This is a genomic window from Bradyrhizobium sp. USDA 4504 (assembly GCF_054063995.1).
On sequence record NZ_JBSSGV010000001.1, the window covers coordinates 4259964 to 4278464 of the forward strand.

At 63.2% G+C, this 18501-nt stretch carries 17 protein-coding genes; 4 read left to right on the top strand and 13 right to left on the bottom strand.

Translation table 11 applies throughout. The features are described from left to right. Positions 1-345: 345 nt before the first annotated feature. Complete coding sequence (locus ACVMB1_RS19980) at positions 346-876, top strand: HAD-IIIA family hydrolase (protein ID WP_456849070.1); 531 nt, start codon at positions 346-348, stop codon at positions 874-876. A gap of 35 nt (positions 877-911) precedes the next feature. Here the strand turns inward: ACVMB1_RS19980 and ACVMB1_RS19985 are convergent, their stop codons facing one another. The 3 genes from ACVMB1_RS19985 to ACVMB1_RS19995 are packed head-to-tail and all read right to left on the bottom strand — an operon-like array spanning position 912 to position 3553. After that, the gene (locus ACVMB1_RS19985) at positions 912-2009 is read right to left on the bottom strand and encodes a DegT/DnrJ/EryC1/StrS family aminotransferase (RefSeq protein WP_456849072.1); all 1098 of its coding nucleotides are present in this window, start codon (positions 2007-2009) and stop codon (positions 912-914) included. Between the two features lie 18 nt (positions 2010-2027). Further along, positions 2028-2495 carry an acyltransferase gene (locus ACVMB1_RS19990; protein ID WP_456849074.1) on the bottom strand — a complete coding sequence of 156 codons (468 nt, stop codon included), beginning with the start codon at positions 2493-2495 and terminating at the stop codon, positions 2028-2030. Beyond that, positions 2492-3553, bottom strand: a complete 1062-nt coding sequence (locus ACVMB1_RS19995; RefSeq protein ID WP_456849076.1) for a Gfo/Idh/MocA family protein — start codon at positions 3551-3553, stop codon at positions 2492-2494. Before ACVMB1_RS19995 ends, ACVMB1_RS19990 begins: the two co-directional genes overlap by 4 nt. A gap of 394 nt (positions 3554-3947) precedes the next feature. Between ACVMB1_RS19995 and ACVMB1_RS20000 the strand changes: the two genes are divergently transcribed. Beyond that, positions 3948-5204, top strand: coding sequence for a hypothetical protein (locus ACVMB1_RS20000; RefSeq protein ID WP_456849078.1), 1257 nt, complete (start codon positions 3948-3950; stop codon positions 5202-5204). Between the two features lie 235 nt (positions 5205-5439). Here the strand turns inward: ACVMB1_RS20000 and ACVMB1_RS20005 are convergent, their stop codons facing one another. Then, complete coding sequence (locus ACVMB1_RS20005; protein ID WP_456849080.1) at positions 5440-6180, bottom strand: glycosyltransferase; 741 nt, start codon at positions 6178-6180, stop codon at positions 5440-5442. Here ACVMB1_RS20005 and ACVMB1_RS20010 point away from each other — a divergent pair. Then, positions 6175-6648, top strand: a complete 474-nt coding sequence (locus ACVMB1_RS20010; protein ID WP_456849082.1) for a hypothetical protein — start codon at positions 6175-6177, stop codon at positions 6646-6648. The genes ACVMB1_RS20005 and ACVMB1_RS20010 overlap by 6 nt on opposite strands. Here ACVMB1_RS20010 and ACVMB1_RS20015 read toward each other — a convergent pair. From ACVMB1_RS20015 to ACVMB1_RS20040, 6 genes are all read right to left on the bottom strand, one after another. Beyond that, on the bottom strand, positions 6615-7544 hold the full coding sequence (locus tag ACVMB1_RS20015) for an NAD-dependent epimerase/dehydratase family protein (protein WP_456849084.1): 930 nt from the start codon (positions 7542-7544) through the stop codon (positions 6615-6617). The genes ACVMB1_RS20010 and ACVMB1_RS20015 overlap by 34 nt on opposite strands. A 3-nt stretch (positions 7545-7547) precedes the next feature. Beyond that, positions 7548-8399 (bottom strand): class I SAM-dependent methyltransferase, encoded by an 852-nt coding sequence (locus tag ACVMB1_RS20020; RefSeq protein WP_456849086.1) that lies wholly within the window; start codon positions 8397-8399, stop codon positions 7548-7550. Further along, entirely contained in the window at positions 8389-8958 is a 570-nt protein-coding gene (locus ACVMB1_RS20025; protein WP_456849088.1) for an acyltransferase, read from the bottom strand. Before ACVMB1_RS20025 ends, ACVMB1_RS20020 begins: the two co-directional genes overlap by 11 nt. 222 nt (positions 8959-9180) lie before the next feature. Beyond that, positions 9181-10275 (bottom strand): glycosyltransferase family protein, encoded by a 1095-nt coding sequence (locus tag ACVMB1_RS20030; RefSeq protein WP_456849090.1) that lies wholly within the window; start codon positions 10273-10275, stop codon positions 9181-9183. Between the two features lie 3 nt (positions 10276-10278). Next, positions 10279-12117 carry an asparagine synthase (glutamine-hydrolyzing) gene (asnB, locus tag ACVMB1_RS20035; RefSeq protein WP_456849092.1) on the bottom strand — a complete coding sequence of 613 codons (1839 nt, stop codon included), beginning with the start codon at positions 12115-12117 and terminating at the stop codon, positions 10279-10281. 2 nt (positions 12118-12119) lie between these two features. Next, entirely contained in the window at positions 12120-13673 is a 1554-nt protein-coding gene (locus ACVMB1_RS20040) for a lipopolysaccharide biosynthesis protein (protein ID WP_456849094.1), read from the bottom strand. Between the two features lie 296 nt (positions 13674-13969). Between ACVMB1_RS20040 and ACVMB1_RS20045 the strand changes: the two genes are divergently transcribed. Next, complete coding sequence (locus tag ACVMB1_RS20045; RefSeq protein ID WP_456849096.1) at positions 13970-15163, top strand: CaiB/BaiF CoA transferase family protein; 1194 nt, start codon at positions 13970-13972, stop codon at positions 15161-15163. Between the two features lie 57 nt (positions 15164-15220). Here the strand turns inward: ACVMB1_RS20045 and ACVMB1_RS20050 are convergent, their stop codons facing one another. The 3 genes from ACVMB1_RS20050 to mtnA all read right to left on the bottom strand — a co-directional run bounded on the left by ACVMB1_RS20050 (position 15221) and on the right by mtnA (position 18468). Beyond that, positions 15221-16732, bottom strand: a complete 1512-nt coding sequence (locus ACVMB1_RS20050; protein WP_038380818.1) for a tripartite tricarboxylate transporter permease — start codon at positions 16730-16732, stop codon at positions 15221-15223. A gap of 16 nt (positions 16733-16748) precedes the next feature. Beyond that, positions 16749-17291 carry a tripartite tricarboxylate transporter TctB family protein gene (locus ACVMB1_RS20055; RefSeq protein WP_456849098.1) on the bottom strand — a complete coding sequence of 181 codons (543 nt, stop codon included), beginning with the start codon at positions 17289-17291 and terminating at the stop codon, positions 16749-16751. 76 nt (positions 17292-17367) lie between these two features. Further along, positions 17368-18468, bottom strand: a complete 1101-nt coding sequence (gene mtnA, locus ACVMB1_RS20060; protein WP_456849100.1) for an S-methyl-5-thioribose-1-phosphate isomerase — start codon at positions 18466-18468, stop codon at positions 17368-17370. Between the last annotated feature and the right edge of the window lie 33 nt (positions 18469-18501).

Sequence of the window (18501 nt, forward strand, 5' to 3'; positions counted from 1 at the left end):
CAGTTTCAGACGCAGCATGCGCGGACCAAACTTGTTAAGTCAGCGATCGCGTCATTTCAATCTCGGGTCGGGACGGGACGGGAACGAGAGCATCACAATCGTCGGACGGATAGCGCTCCGCGAAGCTCAACAAGTACCAAGCTTGTCCTATCTCGTCCAACGCTCAAACGACGGCAAAACGCTTTGAGCCAACCGATTGACGGCGGCATTCCGGTCCGGGTATTTGGATTCCCGCGACGTCAGCCGACGCGGCGCGTTCACAGGCTGCAAGCGTATTGCGGCGTGGCGCATTGTGCGATTGAATGCGGGCGGAAACCGCCTTCAATCGACGGACGCCCAGGCGCGATGAACAGCTCTCTTGATGGCCGAGCAAGAAGACCGGCCGTTTTCTTCGATCGGGACGGCGTCCTAAACAAGGACATCGGTTTTCTCTTCGAAAGCCACAAGCTGGTTTGGATCGAAGGCGCCCGCGAGGCCGTGAAGGCTGCCAACGACATGGGCTACTTTGCGTTTGTCGTGACCAACCAGTCCGGTGTCGCCAGAGGCCTCTACGAGGAGGCGCACGTCCAAGAGCTCCACGACTGGATGGCGGCCGAGCTCGGCAAGATCGGCGCGCATATCGACGCCTTCGAATACTGCCCGTTCCATCCGGAAGGGATCGTAGAGCAGTATCGGCAGGACAGCCAGCGCCGCAAGCCCGCGCCGGGCATGATCAATGACCTGCTGGAGCGATTTCCGGTCGATCTTGAGCGAAGCTTTCTGGTCGGCGACCAGCCAAGGGATCTCGAGGCGGCTCGCGCCGCCGGTCTCAAAGGATACCAGTTCTCAGGTCCGAACCTGGAGCTGTTCTTGAAGCCTCTGCTGCTCGGGAACTGAAGGCTGCCCTGTCAGGCGCGAGGCCGCCATCGTGATCAGAACGTCCGGATGAGCTCGATCACCTCGTCTTGCTGCTGGCGCGTGATCTCGGCAAACATCGGCAGCGAGAGAATGCGGCCTTGATCGCGATGCGCGTTAAGGAATTGCTCCGGCCGGTGATCGAACCGCGCATAGGCCGGCAGCAATGGCAGCGCGGTGGGATAGTTGATGGCGGTCTGCACGCCATTTGCGTTGAGGTGCGCGGCGAGCGCGTCGCGGCGCGGATGCCTGATCGTGTAGAGGTGGTAGACATGGCTGCGCGCCGACGCGATCTCCGGCACCACGACACCTTCGATCTGGTTGAGGCCGGCGTCGTAGATCTCGGCGGCGGCCCGTCGGGCCTCGGTCCAGGCAGCAAGATGCGGCAGCTTGGCCGAGAGGATCGCGGCCTGCATGCCGTCGAGCCGGCTGTTGATGCCCTCGATATGGTGCTGATGCTTCACCAGTCCGCCATGGCGCGCCAGCATCGCCATCTGCTCGGCGAGCACCGCATCATTGGTGACAACGGCACCTGCATCGCCCATCGCGCCGAGATTCTTGCCGGGATAGAAGGAATAGGTCGCGGCCTCGCCGAACGTGCCGACCATGCGGCCCTTGTAGCGCGCCAGATGGGCCTGGGCGCAATCCTCGATCACCCACAGCTTGTGCTTCTGCGCGATCGCCATGATCGCGTCCATATCCGCGGGCTGGCCATAGAGATGCACCGGGATGATGCCGACCGTGCGCGGCGTGATCGCGGCCTCGATGGCCGCCGGATCGATCGTGAACGTCGCCTCATCGGTGTCGCAGAAGACGACGGTGGCACCGGCATGGGTGATCATCGCCGCGGTCGAGATCCAGGAATGCGCCGTCGTGATCACCTCGTCGCCCGGCTTCACCTTCAGCGCCCGCATGGCAAGGTAAAGCGCGTCGGTGCCGTTGGCACAGGAGACGCAATGAGCGACCTCGGCCGCCGCCGCAAATTCGCGCTCGAAGGCGTCGACATAGCTGCCGCGAATGAAGGCGTTGTCGCGGATTACGCCGACGATCGCAGCGTCGATCTCGCCCTTGATGGACTGGTATTGCAGTTGCAGGTCGGCATACGGCACCGCCATCGATATTCCCCTATTACCTTATTGGCTCGTCAGCAGCCGACGCGCCGGATTGCCGGCATAGGTGCCTGATATCGTGATGTCCTTGGTCACCACCGATCCGGCACCGATGACGACGTCGTCGACGATCCTGACCGGCATGATCGTCGCATTGGAGCCGATCGACACCCGGTTGCCGATCACCGTCTCGCGCCACAGCTCCTTGCGTCCACGGGCCGGGCCGCCAGTGGAGAACGTGTCGTTGACGAACATCACACCGTGTCCGACGAAACAATCCTCGCCGATGGTGACGAGCTCGCAGACGAAGGCATGCGACTGCACGCGGGTGCGCGCCCCGACGATCACACCCTTCTGGATTTCGGTGAAGGGGCCAACGAAGCAGTCGTCGCCGAGCTTGCAGCCATAGAGGTTGCAGGGCGCGACGATCTTGACGCGTTCGCCGAACGCGACATCGCGCACGCTGGCCTGATGCACGTCCGGCCGGTTCACGAAACGACGCCCAGCCGGCTCAGCCGTGGCGTGAAGCGCAGCGCGACTTCCTCGCCGGTCTCGATCGACTCGTAGAGGGCCGAGATCAGCTCCAGGCTCTTGCGGCCCTCGAGCCCATCGACCAGCGCGGCGCGCTGGTTCACCAGACAATCGACCACATGGTGATAATAGGCCTGATGGCCGAAGCCGTAGACGTTGGGCGGGTTGACCGAGAACTTCTCGACGACGTCCTTGTCCGACGGCAGCTCTTCGACAAAGCGCCAGTGGCGGATCTGGTTGACCGCGAAGCCCGAAATCTCGACGGTGCCCTTTTCGCCCAGGATCGACAGCGAGCCCTCGAGATCGGTCGGGCGGGCCGCGGTGGTGGCCTCGATGATCCCGAGCGCGCCGTTGCGGAACTTCAGCGTTGCAACCGCCGTATCCTCCGTTTCGATCTTGGCCAATGCCGTCGCCGCGCGCGCATGCACGCTCACGACGTCGCCGAAGAACCACTCCAGCATGTCCACATGGTGGCTCGCCTGATTGGTCAGCACGCCGCCATCATAGGCCCAGGTGCCGCGCCAGTCGTCCTGGTCGTAATAGGCCTGGTCGCGGCACCAGCGCACCCGGACCGTCCCCAGGATGAGCTTGCCAAAGCGGCCGGCATCGAGCGCCTCGCGTGCCTTGACCACCGGCACGTTGAAGCGGTTCTGCTTGACAATGAACATCTTCACGCCGGCTTGGTCGCAGGCCCGGATCATGTCGTCGGCGTCCTGCAGCCGCAGCGCCATGGGCTTCTCGACCACGGTGTGCTTGCCGGCTTTGGCGCAGGCGATCACGTGCGCGGGATGCAGCCCGCTCGGCGTCAGCACCGCGACGGCATCGATGTCCTTCCGCGCCAGGAATTCGTCCATGTCGTAATGGGCCGCGACGCCGAACTTCCCGGCGACCGCATCGGCACGCGCGCGGATCGGATCGCAGACCGCGACCAAGCTCGCTCCTTCGATGTGATTGCCGCCCAAGAGATCGGAATGACGCTTGGCGATACGCCCGCAACCGAGCAGACCAAACCTGATCATCAAACCGCCTTTCGCTCGGTACTAGAGAAAGGGCTAGGTACACGGCCGGCCCAAAACTTGCAAGCTCTCTATATTCGCAAAACTCCTTTCGAATCAAGCATCTCGGAGGCTAGATGCAGGATCAGGAACCGCTTTCGCCGCGACATTCTCGTTAATGCGATTAACCCCACGGACGAGCGACACCAGGTAGAAAGCCGCAGCTATTGCAGCCGATAGCCCGGTTCGACCGCTTGCTTCATAACCTCGAAAGTGTGGAATATTTACGCTGTCATTTCGTGCTTAATGCCGCCGTACTATCCTGGTTCAACCAACATCCGAACTAATGCGCCGACCCCCCCCCCACGCGCCTACAGCAACCCCATGGAACGTTCGCCTCGGGCTAACTCCGCTCGTTTTGGCCCATACTGCTGTCTGCTGTGTTTCGCTGATTTTCGTAGCCAGTTTATACGCTGATTTTCACATTCTGTTCAGAAAATCGAACGTCGTTCAGGCCGCAACCTGCGTTGCCGGCCTGAGCCTCATCTCAATCTTATTTGCTGTCGCTAGGTTTAGCTTCGGCTACTTCGTATCGTTCTATCTGTACACGATGATCATTGGTTATGTTTGGCTAAGCTACTTCTCGGAATTCAATTACGATACATCCTTGGCGCGTCTGTCCGCCATTGCATCCTTGCTTTCGGCAATTCTCCCTGCGCTATTCATGCGCAAGCCCCTCACCCAGATTTACGCGATACCCGAGAGGATATTTCGGTACCTTCCCGCAGCCATCATGGTCTTCACAGCATTGACTGTCATTCTTGGTGCGTCATACGGATTTAGGATCGTTGGCCTAGCAGAGATGTACAAGTTTCAGCGTGAAATCGCCTATCCCGGATGGATGAACTATCTTATCGGAATGACGTCCACCGCACTCATTCCCTTTGCCTTTGCGTGTTGCTGGACCCGATCACATCGCGGCCAAGCGCTACTCTGTCTCGCGCTCTCAGTGCTATTCTATCCAATCACTCTCAATAAACTCGCTCTGTTTACCCCAGCGTGGCTGGGGTTCGTAACGATTCTACTCAAGTTTTTCGAAGAGCGTACCGTCGTGGTATTGTCGCTCTTGGTACCGACGGTTGCCGGCCTCGTACTTTTTGTTGCAATTGGAAATGCAGCCATATCTATTTTTGGACTCGTAAACTTTCGCATGGTCGCCATTCCTTCCAGCGCGATGGACGTCTACAACGACTTCTTTTCGCGCCATCCTCATACCTTTTTTTGCCACGTTTCGATTTTGAAGTTTTTAGACTGCCCATACAAAGATCAACTGGGCGTCGTGCTCGCCAAAGAGTACCAACTTGGCAACTTCAATGCGTCGTTCCTGGCCACGGAAGGCGTCGCGGCGGTCGGGCATCGATTGGCGCCTGTATCAAGTTTTTTATGCGGCGTGGCCATTGGCTTAGCAAACCGAATGAGCGCCGGCCTCCGCCCTTCATTTATCCTGATTTCCAGTGCGATCCTGCCGCAGGTCTTCCTGAATGTTCCCTTCTCAACAATACTTTTCACACATGGAGCCGCGATCCTGTTCCTCCTGTGGTACATAACTCCTCGAGATGATGAGGAAGCGAGCCGAGAACCAAACCGACGCGCCAATTTCGAGGCAACGGGCTAGGCAAACAGTCGCGATCGCCAACGGGGCAAACCTACCCTGGTCGCCATGGCTCGGTGACAGCTGCTTAAGGCTAGTCCGAATTCGCTCTCGCTAGGGAGCTCGGATATTCAATCGACAAGAGCTCGCGCTGGGGATTGCAGGAGATCGTCGGCAAACGCCTTTACTCCGTTGTAACTGGGAAACACGAACGCCCAGACCTTGCGACGTAAGCGCATACCAGACACCGTGCCCTTAATCAGCCGAGCGGCCCCAAGCTTGAGCTCTTGGCCTGCCGTACGGCCGCCGCAAAACTCGCTGCGAACGCGCTGACATTGCCGCCCTGGTGCGGAACGACGTTCCGAATGATGGGCCCGTGAGCGTCCTGCGCGGCCTGCATCAGGTGGTCGGCCAGCGCGACCGGATCGTCGACGCCGAAATAGCGGGCGCTACCCGCGGTCTGCTCCCGATGCACGTCGATGTCGGACAGGATCATCGGAACGCCAAACGATTTCGCCTCCTCGACGGTCGTGCTCCAGCCCTCGAACCGCGATGGGTTGATCAGCGCGGTTGAAGCGCGCAGCAGCGCGTAGACATGCGGCAGCGGGATAACACCGAGGTGGCGGAACTGCGCTTCAAGGCCGCGCTTCTGAATCTCGGAGTTGACCAGATCATAATAGCCCGGCTCGCGCCGGTCTTCCTTGCTGCCGGATGCACAGATCACCACGTCGATCGCCCGCCCCTTCAGGATCGTCAGGGCGTCGACGACGAGCTGGTGGTTCTTGTGGCGATAGAACTGATTGGGCAGGTAGAAATAGTTCGCCGGCAGATGATATGCCGCGATCACCTCCGACGGGTCGGTGTTCAGGAACGCGGCCGGCGGCTGGGTCGCGAAGCGAACCACGCAGACCTTGTTTCTTGCGCCTGGATAATAGGCCTTGAAATCACGCAGCGCACTCTCGCTGCTCAGCATGATGGTTCGGCCCGAGGCGATTTGCATGCGAAAGCCAAGCTCGCGGCGCAAGCGTGCCGTCGTTGGAAACAGTTGCGGCAGAGAGCGGTGCTGCAGATCCGGAATCCATGCCACTGCCGGATGCGCGAGCCGCCAACCAAAGAAACGTGCCGATTCGACGACGACATCGATCCCGGCGCCTCGAAACGCCGTCGCAGCGCCGCGATCCAAACCAAGCCCCAGTGCCGCGGCCAACCCTGGCTGTCCATCGAACGCTTCCGATCGAACGACCTCGACACCCGGTATCGCGGCGAGCTCCGCGAGCTCATTCCCCTCAGCCCGATTCCCGGCGAAGACAACTGGGACAAATTCGCCGGGCAGAAACCTGGCAAGCGCCGCAAACAGATTGCGCTGATAATTGTAGCCGCCGGCCCAAAGCCGTCGCGAAATGTGACTGAACGCCAACCGCAATGGGCGGGACGTCACGAAGCCTGCCCTTTGAACCAGGCCACGTAATCGGCAAGGCCCCGATCGAGCGGAATGCGCCAATCGAACCCGATCTGGCGCAGCGCGGCATCGTCGGCCAACAGGCTCAGGGGATCGCCGGGCCGGCTTACGCCCGAGTGCCGCACAACGGTATTGCCGCCCCACTGCCGGATGAGACCGGCTGCGATATCGGCAACGCTGGTCCCGCGGCCCGACCCGCCATTGATGACCCGGAAGGCCGCCTGCGACGACGGTGCTGCGACGCTTGCGAGCAGCCTTGCGACATCACGCACGTCGGTCCAGTCGCGGATTTCGTTGCCCGTCCCGCCAAGCGTGAGCACCTGCTCCTTGGCCGCCAGCCGTGAGCAGATGTCCCAAAGCAGCTGCTTGCGCAAATTGGGTCCATAGACCGAGAACAGCCGCACGATCGTGCAGCGGATGCCAAACGACTGCGCGTAGCTCCCGCACAATTGCTCCATCATCAACTTGTGCTGCCCATAGGGCGACATCGGAGTTGCGATCGCGCTTTCAGCGATCGGGCCGACATGGTCGGCTCCATAGACGGCCGCACTTGACGCCGCGATCACGGCGCAGTTCGGCGCGGATCCGCGCAGCCATTCGAGCAGCCGCGCGGTGCTCGCCACGGTCCGCGAAAAGTCCTCGAACGGCCGCTCGATCGAGATGCCGACCGACGATCCCCCAGCCAGATGAAAGATCTGCGCCGGCAGCCCGTGAGCTGTGGCAAGCGCGTTGAGATTGGCCGCGTCGATTTCACCGTTGATCCAGCTCTGCAAACCAAGCCGCCCGGCTTCCGGTGCATCGAGCGCTCCATGCCCGACGCCATGCACCGCATGGCCCGCTCCCGCCAGCTCATGCACGAGATGGCGGCCGATGAACCCGTTCGCGCCTGTGACCCAGACGATCATCGCTCAGGCCTTGTGACAGACAAAAGAGTAGAGCCGGCCCGGTCGATTGTCGAACCGTTCGGCCATCGACAGCAGCGAGCCGAACACAAGGCGTGACGCAAACGCGGTTCGCCACAGCGGCGCCACCGGAACCTTTTGCGTCAACCTAGTCACGATCGCCGATTTCAGGGTCTCCAGCGTATAGGGAAACAGGTTGATCGGGCTTTGCAGCGGCGCCAGCGTGTCGATCGCGGAAAAGCCTGCACTGGTCAGCGCGCCGGTATAGCGATCGAGCAGGAAGGCATGCTCGCCCCCGTAGAGATGATGCAACGGATGCTGCGCGAGGAACTGGGGAAGGTCCGTCTCCTTGCTGATGACATGCTCGCGCGCGGCGATCAGCATACCACCGGGCCGCAGCACGCGAAACATCTCCTTGCATGCTCCCTCGAGATCGCGCGTGTGATGCAGCACGGCGCGGGCGAAGACGAGATCGAACGCCGCGTCGGCGAACGGCAGCCGCTCGGAGAACTCTTCGACCACCTGGATCGGCAGTTGCGTCTGCCCTGCCAGATCGCGGATTGCCGCCGCTCCCACGATTGCGCTCGGATCCGGCTCGAGCGCCGTCACGGCAAAGCCGGTTCGGGCGAGCGCGTAGCTCGCAATGCCGCGGCCGGCGCCGACATCGAGCGCGGCGCCCGATCGGCTGGCCAGCAGCGAAGCGACCGCCTGCCACTCGGAGCTCTGGAAATAGCGTTCGGCAGCGCCGGCCAGCGGATCGTCGTAGAAGGCGTCGAGCACAAGCTGGCGCTGATCCGGCTGATTGCGCAGCCAGACCACCGCGTCCTCCCAGGTGGTAAACTTGCGCTCACCGTTCATCGGGCCCAAGCTCCCTCACCATTACGGCCGGATTGCCCGCCACGATCGAAAACGCCGCGACATCCCTGGTCACGACCGCGCCGGCCGCGACGATAGCGCCCTGGCCCACCGTCACACCGCGCAAGACCATCGCACCCGCGCCGATCCAGGCATCATCGCAAATTCTAACCGGCCCCTCATCAAGCGAGACATCGTTCGGATGTCCACGGGTGAAAATCTGCTGGACCTGTTTGTGCCGCTCGGCCGCCCGCAGCGGGTGCGTGAGATTGTCGAAAACATTCGCCGAATGCGCGATCAGGACGCGGTTGCCGATCTCGATCGACGCCGCTGACCAGATTCGGGTTCCTTCGCCGACGTAGCACCACTCGCCGATCCTGATCTCTCCACCATGCGCGAAGGTCAACAACTCCCCGCGGATTATACTGCTATCTCCGACGACGATTCGATCGCTGTCGCCACGAATGTTGCGGATGCGTGCTGTCCGCATCAATTTTGCACCAGCTCCAAGACGGCAGGTTGCCCGTCCCACGAGTCGTTGCAGCCAATAGTCGAGATTCATCAGCTCAACTCAATCTGGGGCGATGGCGTTAGCAGAGCTGCTCGCTCGTTGAACCGATTGCGCCCGCCGCTGTACTGGGCGAACAGACTCGCATCGTCGCCTCCTTTTTTCGGCGCTACAGTGCGGCACGGTACATTCGTCGGCCCATTTGAGTTGATGGATCAAGTTGCTTGCAGATATCATCGCGGCCCCATACCCTCCGGTCGATCTGTGCACCGTCTATCACGGCTCAATCCGCGCGACGAGGTCGATAAACTGCGCCCATTGCGAGGCCTTGCTGTAGGTCTCCTGCACGCGGCTCCTGCCTGAGGCGGCGATCGCAGCCCATCGAGGCCAATCCTGCAGGCTGCTTGAGATCGCCTCGGCGGCCCGCTCGAGAGCGTCGTAGGTGCGCATCGTGACGCCGTCCTGCATCCCTTGCGGATAGTTGCCGGCATCCGATACGAGCAGCGACCCGCAGCCCATCGCCTCGAAGCAGCGCATATTGCCGCGATCGTTGCCGGCCATGTCGATCGCGCCATTGAGCACGATCTTCGCCAATCCGAACAGCTCGTAGAGGTCCCTGCCGAATAGCGGCAACCTTGCGATTCGCGCGATGGCGTCGGGGCGCCGGTGCTTGCGCAGCGGCAGCAATCGACCGACCGCGCTTTCAGCAAGCCGTGTCAGCCGCGACGCATCGAGGCAGAACACGATCTTGCGATCAGCCGCCAGCGCGGCGACCTGTTCGAGCGTCCTGCCCCGCGCGCTATGATGCCGCGAATATCCACCGACAAACGCCACGTCGATCGGCCGTTCGCCGTGGCCGTACTGCTCCATGACGGGGTCGATCGCGGGAAAGAAGAGCTCCGCCCGGCACCCCTTGCTGCGCCACGCCTCGAGGATCGAGGGGAAGTTTCCAAGCACCGCGCCATAGGCGGTGAGATCAGCATTTCCGGAAGGCGCGGCGCGCCAGCACAGCGTCTTCTTCACACAGCCGGGAAGCTTGGCGACGAACGCACTCGGATAGCGCACCGGATCGAGATTGTAGAACACCTCGGTTCTGTGATGCTCGATCTGCGCAAGCAGAATGGCCTCGAGCGTCGGCGCTTCCTTCATGCCCTGCTCACGCGCCCACTGGCGCTGCAGCACTTCGTCGTCGCCATTCGTGAAAAAGGCTTCAGCTGCGCCGTCGAGTACGGGCTTGAGAAAATGCGCGGCGCCAAACCGATCATGCAGGAACACGTCGCGGCGCGCGTCGAAACTTGACGCTTTTGCCGCGAGCTGGTTCAGCCTCGGCAAATAGGACGGATAGAGACCGCTATTCTGGAACAGACGCATTGGTTACGCGGACCTTGCCAACATCCATTTCATGTTCAAATAAGGCCAGATCCGGCCGACACTCTTCCAATCCCAGCTCTGCGACGCCGTCAAGCGGCCGACCGCCTTTCGAAGCGGCGTTTCATCGACGAACTCGGCGAATGCTGGAACATTCCGCTCGAGCAGCTCTGCCGTCCAACCCGCCAATGGCCCGTTCAGCCATTCCGGCATCGGCGAGTTGAAGCCTACCTTGCGGCGCGCGGTGCGGATACTTTCGGGCATCAGGTTCGCCATCGCCTGCCGTGCCACCACCTTGGTCAGGCCGTCTGCCGACTTGCTCGTTTCCGGCAGCGCCATCGTGTAGGTGACCAACCGCCAGTCCATGAACGGCATGCGGACCTCGATCCCGTGCGCCATCGAGAGCCGGTCGAAATTGCGCAGAATGGTGGGCAGCGTCGTCGAATGGAACATACGGTAGAGGCGCCGGTTCAACGCGCCCCATGTATCAGGCAATTCGTCATCCTCGGCGACCAGCGGCAGCGGCGCAGGGGCGGCCGTAGCGCCTCCACGCAGGAAGTAGTGCCCCTCGCGCCTGATCATCTGCGCGCGCAAGAAGTCTATGCCGCGCTGCGCCAGCTGCGATCGTGAGGTGAGCGCGGCTGCTGCGTTCCGGATCCGGAATGCGGCCGACTGTCCCTCCTGCAGGTAGGCGCCCATCAATTCGTCGGCGCCGTGGCCGTCCAGCGACACGGTGACGTTCTGGCGCCGGAGTTCGCGATAGATCAACCACGGCGCGCTCGGCAGCCCGATATAGACGTCGTCATTGTCGTCGAGGATGCGGTCAAGGTCGGTGAGCGCGTCGGAGCGCCCGATCTCGAGGAAGCTCGGTGCCACCTCGGCCCACGCGGCCGCCTCCTCCGCCATCGGCCGCTCGTCATTGCTGGCGCCGGGAAAGGTCGCGACAAAGGCGTGCCGCCAGGCGGTCGAGTCACGCGGCCCCATGCCGGCTTTCTCATGGGTCGCCATGGCGCAGATCACCGCGGACGAATCGAAGCCGCCGGACAGGCAGGTCCCGATCGGAACGTCGCTGCGCATCCGCAGCGCGACGGAATCCTGAAACAGGTCGCGAAAGCGCTCGACGCGCTCCGTCTCGGTATCCGGAACCGCCGGCAGATGGTCCACGGTCCGCCACCAGCGGCGCACCTGCACACGCCCCTGGCGCAACCACATGCAGTGGCCGCCCTGCAGGCGGCGCAGTTGCGCGAACAGTGTTCGCTCGCTGCCTTCGATCCCGAACGGGTCAAGCAACAGCCGCCGCGCTACGTCGACATCGAGCGACGTTTCGACCAGCCCGCTCCGCGCCAGTGCGCGCTGCTCGGACGCGAACACGAAGCGCTCGGATGACAACGCATACAGCATCGGCTTGATGCCGAAGCGATCGCGCGCCAGGAACAAATCATCCGTGGCCGTGTCGTAGATTGCCAGCGCCCACATGCCGTTGAAGCGCAGCAGCATGTCCTCGCCCCATGCCTGCCAGGCGGCAAGGATCACTTCGGTATCGGACTGGCTGCGGAAGACCGCGCCCTTCGCCTCGAGGTCCCGGCGCAATTCGAGGAAATTGTAGATCTCGCCGTTGTAGACGATCACATGGCGGCCATCGCCTGACACCATCGGCTGATAGCCGCCCTCACCGGGATCAATGATGGCGAGCCGGCGATGGCCGAAGGTGACGTTTCGCTTGGCATTGAACCAGGTGCCCTCGCCGAACGGACCGCGATGCGCGATCAAATTGGTGAGCCGCGAGATGTCGGCCGGCTCCACGGGAGCGCCGCGCAGATTGACGATGCCTGCGATGCCGCACATGTCTAGATGGCCTTGAAGGGCAGGAAGCGACTGCTGATGACGCGGAGATCCCGCCAGCACACGGCGCGATAGGGACCGAGCTGCGAGGCGGCAACGGCGGCGACAAAGATCGCCGCCGCCGACACGCCGTAGAGCGACACCACATACCACCATGACGGCGCGTGGTCGAATGACGCGTGGCCGAGCTGCGAACGCAGCGCCAGCGCGATGGCTACTCCCGTGCCGAGCGGAATCAATACGAAATGCAACATCCGTGACCACATACCTGAAAGGCGGAAGGTTCGCCGCAGCAACAACACGGTGATCACCATCTGGGCGACCATCCCGACGCAGGAGCTCCAACCGGCCGCCTCCCAGCCGAAATACGGCAGCGCGACGGCGCTGGTCGCCAGCGTGAAGATGCCCGTGACGAGCGAGATCAGCGCGTTGGAACTGGAGCGGCCCTGCGACAGTAGATAGAACGCAAACACATTGGCGCTGGACCCCAATATTCCGCTGATCGCGAGTACCACCAGCACCAGCTGGGCCTCGGCGGCCACCTCGGCGCCGGTCCATCGATGCAGCAATGCGCCTGCGACCGGGATCAGGCCGCCCAGCGCGCTCGCGGCAAGCACATTGAGAATCCAGGACGAGCGCAGCAGGAGGTCGACCTTGCGATCGTCATCTTCCCTCTGCAGGGTGCTGAAGAACGGGAACAAGATCTCGCCAATCTTCAGCACACCGATATAGACCGCCTCCTCCAGCCGCTGCGCGACGCTGTAGAAGCCGACGAATTGCGGCTGCAGCAGCGCGCCGAGCAGATAGCGGTCCGCCTGCCCGGCGAATAGCGCGCCGCTTTGCGCCGCGAACTGCCAACCGCCAAGCTTGACCAGCGCACGCAGCGCACCGCGATCGAGCGCCGGCCTCGCCAGCCAGTCAGTGATGGCGTGGCGCGACCAGGCGAACGCCATCACGAGATTTGTTGCAAAGCCCAAGGCCTGACAGCCGAGGAAGGTCGAGGCGCGCGGCGCGTAGGGGATCAGCAGCAGCATCGACATCGTCATCACCACCGTGCCCGTGATGCTGATCGACGCGATCCGCCGATAGTCCTGACGCGCCGTGAACAGCGAGAGGAAGACGGCGAACAGGCACTGGAACAGCCAACCGGCGCCGGCCAATGCGAAGGCGAGCCCGAGGTCGTCGGCGGCCGGGCCGCCGAGGTGGAATCCCAGTCGTGCGAGCGGCGCGCCGGCACAGGCAAGCAACGCCGCGATCAGGCCGCCAAGGACGATGGCAAGCGCGAGAGCGGTCGCGAAAAATCGCCGCGCCTGGTCGCGGTCGGACGGTTCCAGCCTTTGCGCGAGTTCCCGCGCCGTCGAAAGGCCGAGCGCATTGCTGAACATCAGCGCCGGCGCGACACAGGCCGTCACCAGACCCGCAACGCCGAACGCGGCGAGACCGAGCCGGAAAATCACGAACGGCAGGATCGCGAGATTGAGCAGCACCGCGACAACGAAGGCGGTTGCGTTCCATGCCGAGTTACCGAGCAGATGGGATGGACCCTTTTTCACCGCCATGCCCGCTTTCGGTCCATCGCTCCGATACGCCTCAAGTGCCTCTTCCGTAAGGGCAAAACCCATTCGGCATGGCGACGGGCTAGCAGCCGGCGCGGTGATTGTCGAGAGTTGGCGGACGGCGGGGAGGTGTGGGACCAGGCCAGGACCGCAAAATACAGGAGCCGATCTTCACGGAACCATGGCTGGTTGTTTCCGACCCCGTTTGTGATCCGGGTAACAGTTGGAAAGGCCTGCCAAATTGTCTATGGCAGATGGGCTCAAGCCCCCGGGCAGCCCGCCCAACAAGAGGTGTCTCAATGCCCTTTCCCCGCGCATCCCAAGCCCTGTCCCGTTTCACCGTGCTGGATTTGACCCGGGTCCGGTCTGGGCCGACCTGCGTGCGTCAGCTCGCCGATTGGGGCGCCAATGTCGTCAAGATCGATGCGCTTCTGGAGGACGGCGGCGGCGAGCAGCCGGGCGGCCCGCGCGGCGGGTCCGATTTCCAGAACCTGCATCGCAACAAGCGCGCCATGACGCTGAACCTCAAGGACCCCAAGGGGCTCGATGTGTTCAAGCGGCTGGCCGAACAGGCTGATGTCGTGGTCGAAAACTTCCGGCCGGACGTCAAGGCCAAGCTCGGCATCGATTACGAGAGCATCCGCAAGATCAACCCGCGGATCGTCTATGGCAGCATCTCCGGGTTCGGCCAGGACGGCCCCTATCACAAGCGCCCGGGCTTCGATCAGATCGCCCAGGGCATGGGCGGCCTGATGTCGGTGACCGGCGCGCCCGGCGGCGGACCGATGCGGGTCGGCATTCCCGTCGCCGACCTCACCGCGGGCCTGTTCTGTGCGATCGGCATCCTCACGGCGCTGCTGGAGCGCGACGTATCCGGCGAAGGCCAGTGGGTGCAGACCTCGCTGCTGCAGGCCCAGATCTTCATGCTGGATTTCCAGGCGGCGCGCTGGCTGATGGAGAAGGAAGTGGCCAAGCAGGCCGGCAACAACCATCCGACCTCGATCCCGACCGGCGTGTTCAAGACCTCCGACGGCTACATCAACATCGCCACGACAGGTGGGCGGATCTGGGAGCGGTGCGCACAGGCGATCGGCGCGCCCGAGCTGATCACCGACCCCGACTACGCGACCGCGCCGGCGCGCTCGAAGAACCGCGACGCGCTGAATGCCAGGATCGGTGCGCTGACCGAGAAGAAATCGACCGAGACCTGGGTGCAGGAGCTGAACGCCGCCGGGGTGCCGTGCGGGCCGATCTACTCGATCGACCAGATGTTCGAGGATGCCCAGGTCAAGCATCTCGGCATGGCCCAGCACGTGCCCAATGACGAGAACCGGCAGATCCAGCTGGTCAGCCAGCCGGTGACGCTGTCGCGGACGCCGAGCAGGATGGCCGCCCGCCCGCCGGAGTTCGGCGAGCAGACCGAGGAGCTGCTGACCGAATTCGGCTTCGGCAAGGATGAGATCGCCGAGCTCCGTCAGCGCAAGGTGGTTTGACGGTATCAAGCCACCAACGCCCTAGCGGTTCGAGGTCGCCAGAATCCCGGACCGCGACTACGCCCGTGCAGGCCGCAACATTCGTCCGAGCCCGACGAACGCCTTGTCGATCACCGGCCAGAACAGCAGCACGATCGCCAGTGTCGTGATGGTTCCGACCAGGCCGTTTGACCAGAACACCTTCATGTCGCCGCCGGAGCCGATCATCGAGAGGCGGAACGCATCCTCGGCGCGGTTGCCGAGCACCAATGCCAGGGTGAACGGCGCGAGCGGGATCCCGATCTTCTTGAAGACGTAGCCGACGACGCCGAAGCCCAGCATCAGCCAGATATCGAACATCGCATTCTGGATCGCATAGGCGCCGATCGCGCAGGACACCACGATCATCGGGGCTACGGCCGCGAACGGCACGCGCAGGATCGAGGCGAAGATCGGCACCGTGGTCAGCACCAGCACCAGGCCGACGACATTGCCGAGATACATCGAAGCGATCAGGCCCCAGACGAAATCCTTGTGTTCGACGAAGAGCAGCGGGCCAGGATTGAGGCCCCACACCATCAAGCCGCCGAGCAGGATCGCAGCAGTCCCCGAGCCGGGAATGCCGAGCGCCAGCATCGGCAACAGCGCCGAGGTGCCCGAGGCATGCGCGGCGGTCTCGGGCGCGAACACGCCCTCGATCCGGCCCTTGCCAAAGCTCTCCTGATCCTTGGCGAAGCGCTTGGCGAGATTGTAGCCCATGAAGGAGGCCGCGATCGCGCCGCCCGGCGTGATGCCGAGCCAACAGCCGATCACCGACGAGCGCAGCAGCGTCACCCAGTATTTCGGCAGGTCCTTCCACACCGAGAGCACGACACGCAGGCTGATGCCGGCGGCGTGTCCGCGCAGCGCGAGGCGCTCCTCCATCGTGAGCAGGATCTCGCTGATGCCGAACAGGCCGATGACAGCGACGAGGAAGTTGATGCCGCGCAAGAGCTCCGCGGAGCCGAACGTCATGCGCAGCTGCCCGGACACCGTATCCATGCCGACGCCGGCGAGCAGCAGCCCGAGCGACATCGAGATGACCGTCTTGTGCTTGGCCTCACGGCCGAGGCCGACGAAGGAACAGAAGGTCAGGAGATAGACGGCGAAGAATTCCGGTGGGCCGAACCTCAGCGCAAACGACGAGATCATCGGCGCCAGGAAGGTGATCAGCAGCACCGCGACCAGCGAACCGACGAAGGAGGAGGTGAACGCCGCGGTGAGCGCTTCGGCCGCCCTGCCCTGCTGCGCCATCGGATAGCCGTCGAAGGTGGTCGCGACCGACCAGGCTTCGCCCGGGATGTTGAACAGGATCGAGGTGATGGCGCCGCCGAACAGCGCGCCCCAGTAGATGCACGACAGCATCACGATGGCGGACGTCGGATCCATCGTGAAGGTCAGCGGCAGCAGGATCGCGACGCCGTTGGGGCCGCCAAGCCCGGGCAGCACGCCGACGAAGATGCCGAGCACAAGGCCGACCATCATCAACAGCAGCGTCTTCCACGTCAAAAGGACGGCAAAGCCGTGCAGCAGGAGACCGAAAGCTTCCATGGTTCGACCCGGTTCGCTAGCGGCCGAGAGCCGCTTCGAGCGGCCCCTTCGGCATGATGACGTCGAATGCGATGTCGAAGGTCACGAACATTGCGGCGGTGAAGACGAAGGCGGTCAGCAGCGACTTCCACAGCGCGATCTTGCCGACGAGGCGCATGAAGCCTGCGATCAGGAGAAAGCTCGCAACGTAGAGGCCGAGATATTGGGTGGCGAAGCAGAACAGCAATGTCGGCACGAACACCGCCATCACCCGGCGAAGCTGGCCGCGGCTGACAAAGGTCTCGGCAGCCTCCTGGCGCGAGACAAAGGCGGCACCCAGGCCATAGAGGCTGGCACCGCCGAGGATCACCGAGAGGTAGAACGGAAAATAGCCCGGCTGCGGCCCGGTCGAGTCCCACGACGCACCGGTGCGCCAATTGTCCCAGCCGAGCACCACGGCGAGCGCAAGCAGAAGCAGCGACACAACGACGTCGATGACGCCGGTGCTGACGACCGCCGGCGAGTTATCTTCAGGTGCGGTCGGATCGTCGACGACGATCTCAAGTTCGGTATTGGACATGGATGAGACGGTCTGGGTTGCGAGGGCAACGATTGGGATAGCGCGCTGATGCAACCACCGTCAATGCAGCCTTCAGTTAAACAGTGGAACGTTCGGGAAAGGCGCTCGCAAGTGCAGCACGCTCCGGCTTGAGAACGCCGCGCTCGGTGATCAATCCGGTCACCAGCCGCGCCGGCGTGACGTCGAAGCCGAAATTGGCCACCGACGAGCCGTCCGGAACCACGCGCACGGTCTCGATCCGGCCATCCGCCGTGCGTCCCGTGAGGTGCGTCACCTCGTCGGCAGCGCGCTGCTCGATCGGAATCTGCCTGACACCGTCATCGATACCAAAGTCGATGGTCGGCGACGGCAGCGCAACATAGAACGGCACGCTGTTGTCGTGGGCCGCGAGCGCTTTCAGATAGGTGCCGATCTTGTTGCAGACGTCGCCATTGGCGGCGACGCGATCGGTCCCGACGATCGCGAGATCGACCATGCGATGCTGCATCAGATGGCCGCCGGTGTTGTCGGGGATCACGGTGTGCGGCACGCCGTGGTGACCGAGTTCCCAGGCGGTGAGCGAAGCGCCCTGATTGCGCGGACGCGTCTCGTCGACCCAGACATGGACCGGAATGCCGCGATCGTGCGCCTGGTAGATCGGCGATGTCGCCGTTCCCCAATCCACGGTTGCAAGCCAGCCGGCGTTGCAATGCGTCAGGACGTTCACCACCTCGCCCGGCTTCTTGGTCGCGGCGATCGTCTCGATCAGGCCGAGCCCGTGACGGCCGATCTCGCGGTTGATCTCGACATCCTCATCGGCGATCTCGCGCGCGCGGGCATAGGCCGCCTCGGCGCGGGCCGAAGCCGCAAGCGGCGCCAGCGCGCGCTGCATCTCGTCAACGGCCCATTTCAGATTGATCGCGGTCGGCCGGGTCGCCAGCAACATCCTGCCGGCGCGCTCGAGCGCCGCATCGGAGGCATCGGCGCGCATCGCGAGCGCCATGCCATAGGCTGCGGTCGCGCCGATCAGCGGCGCGCCGCGGACCAGCATCGAGCGGATCGCCTCGCCGGCCTCGTCGGCAGTCGTAAGTTTGGCGACGATGAATTCATGCGGCAACCGGCGCTGATCGATCGCGCCGACGGACCAGCCGTCGGGCTCGAGCCAGATGCTGCGAAAATGTCGTCCATCGACTTTCATGTCTTACGCCCTTCGCGTCGCGCGCTCGCTAGA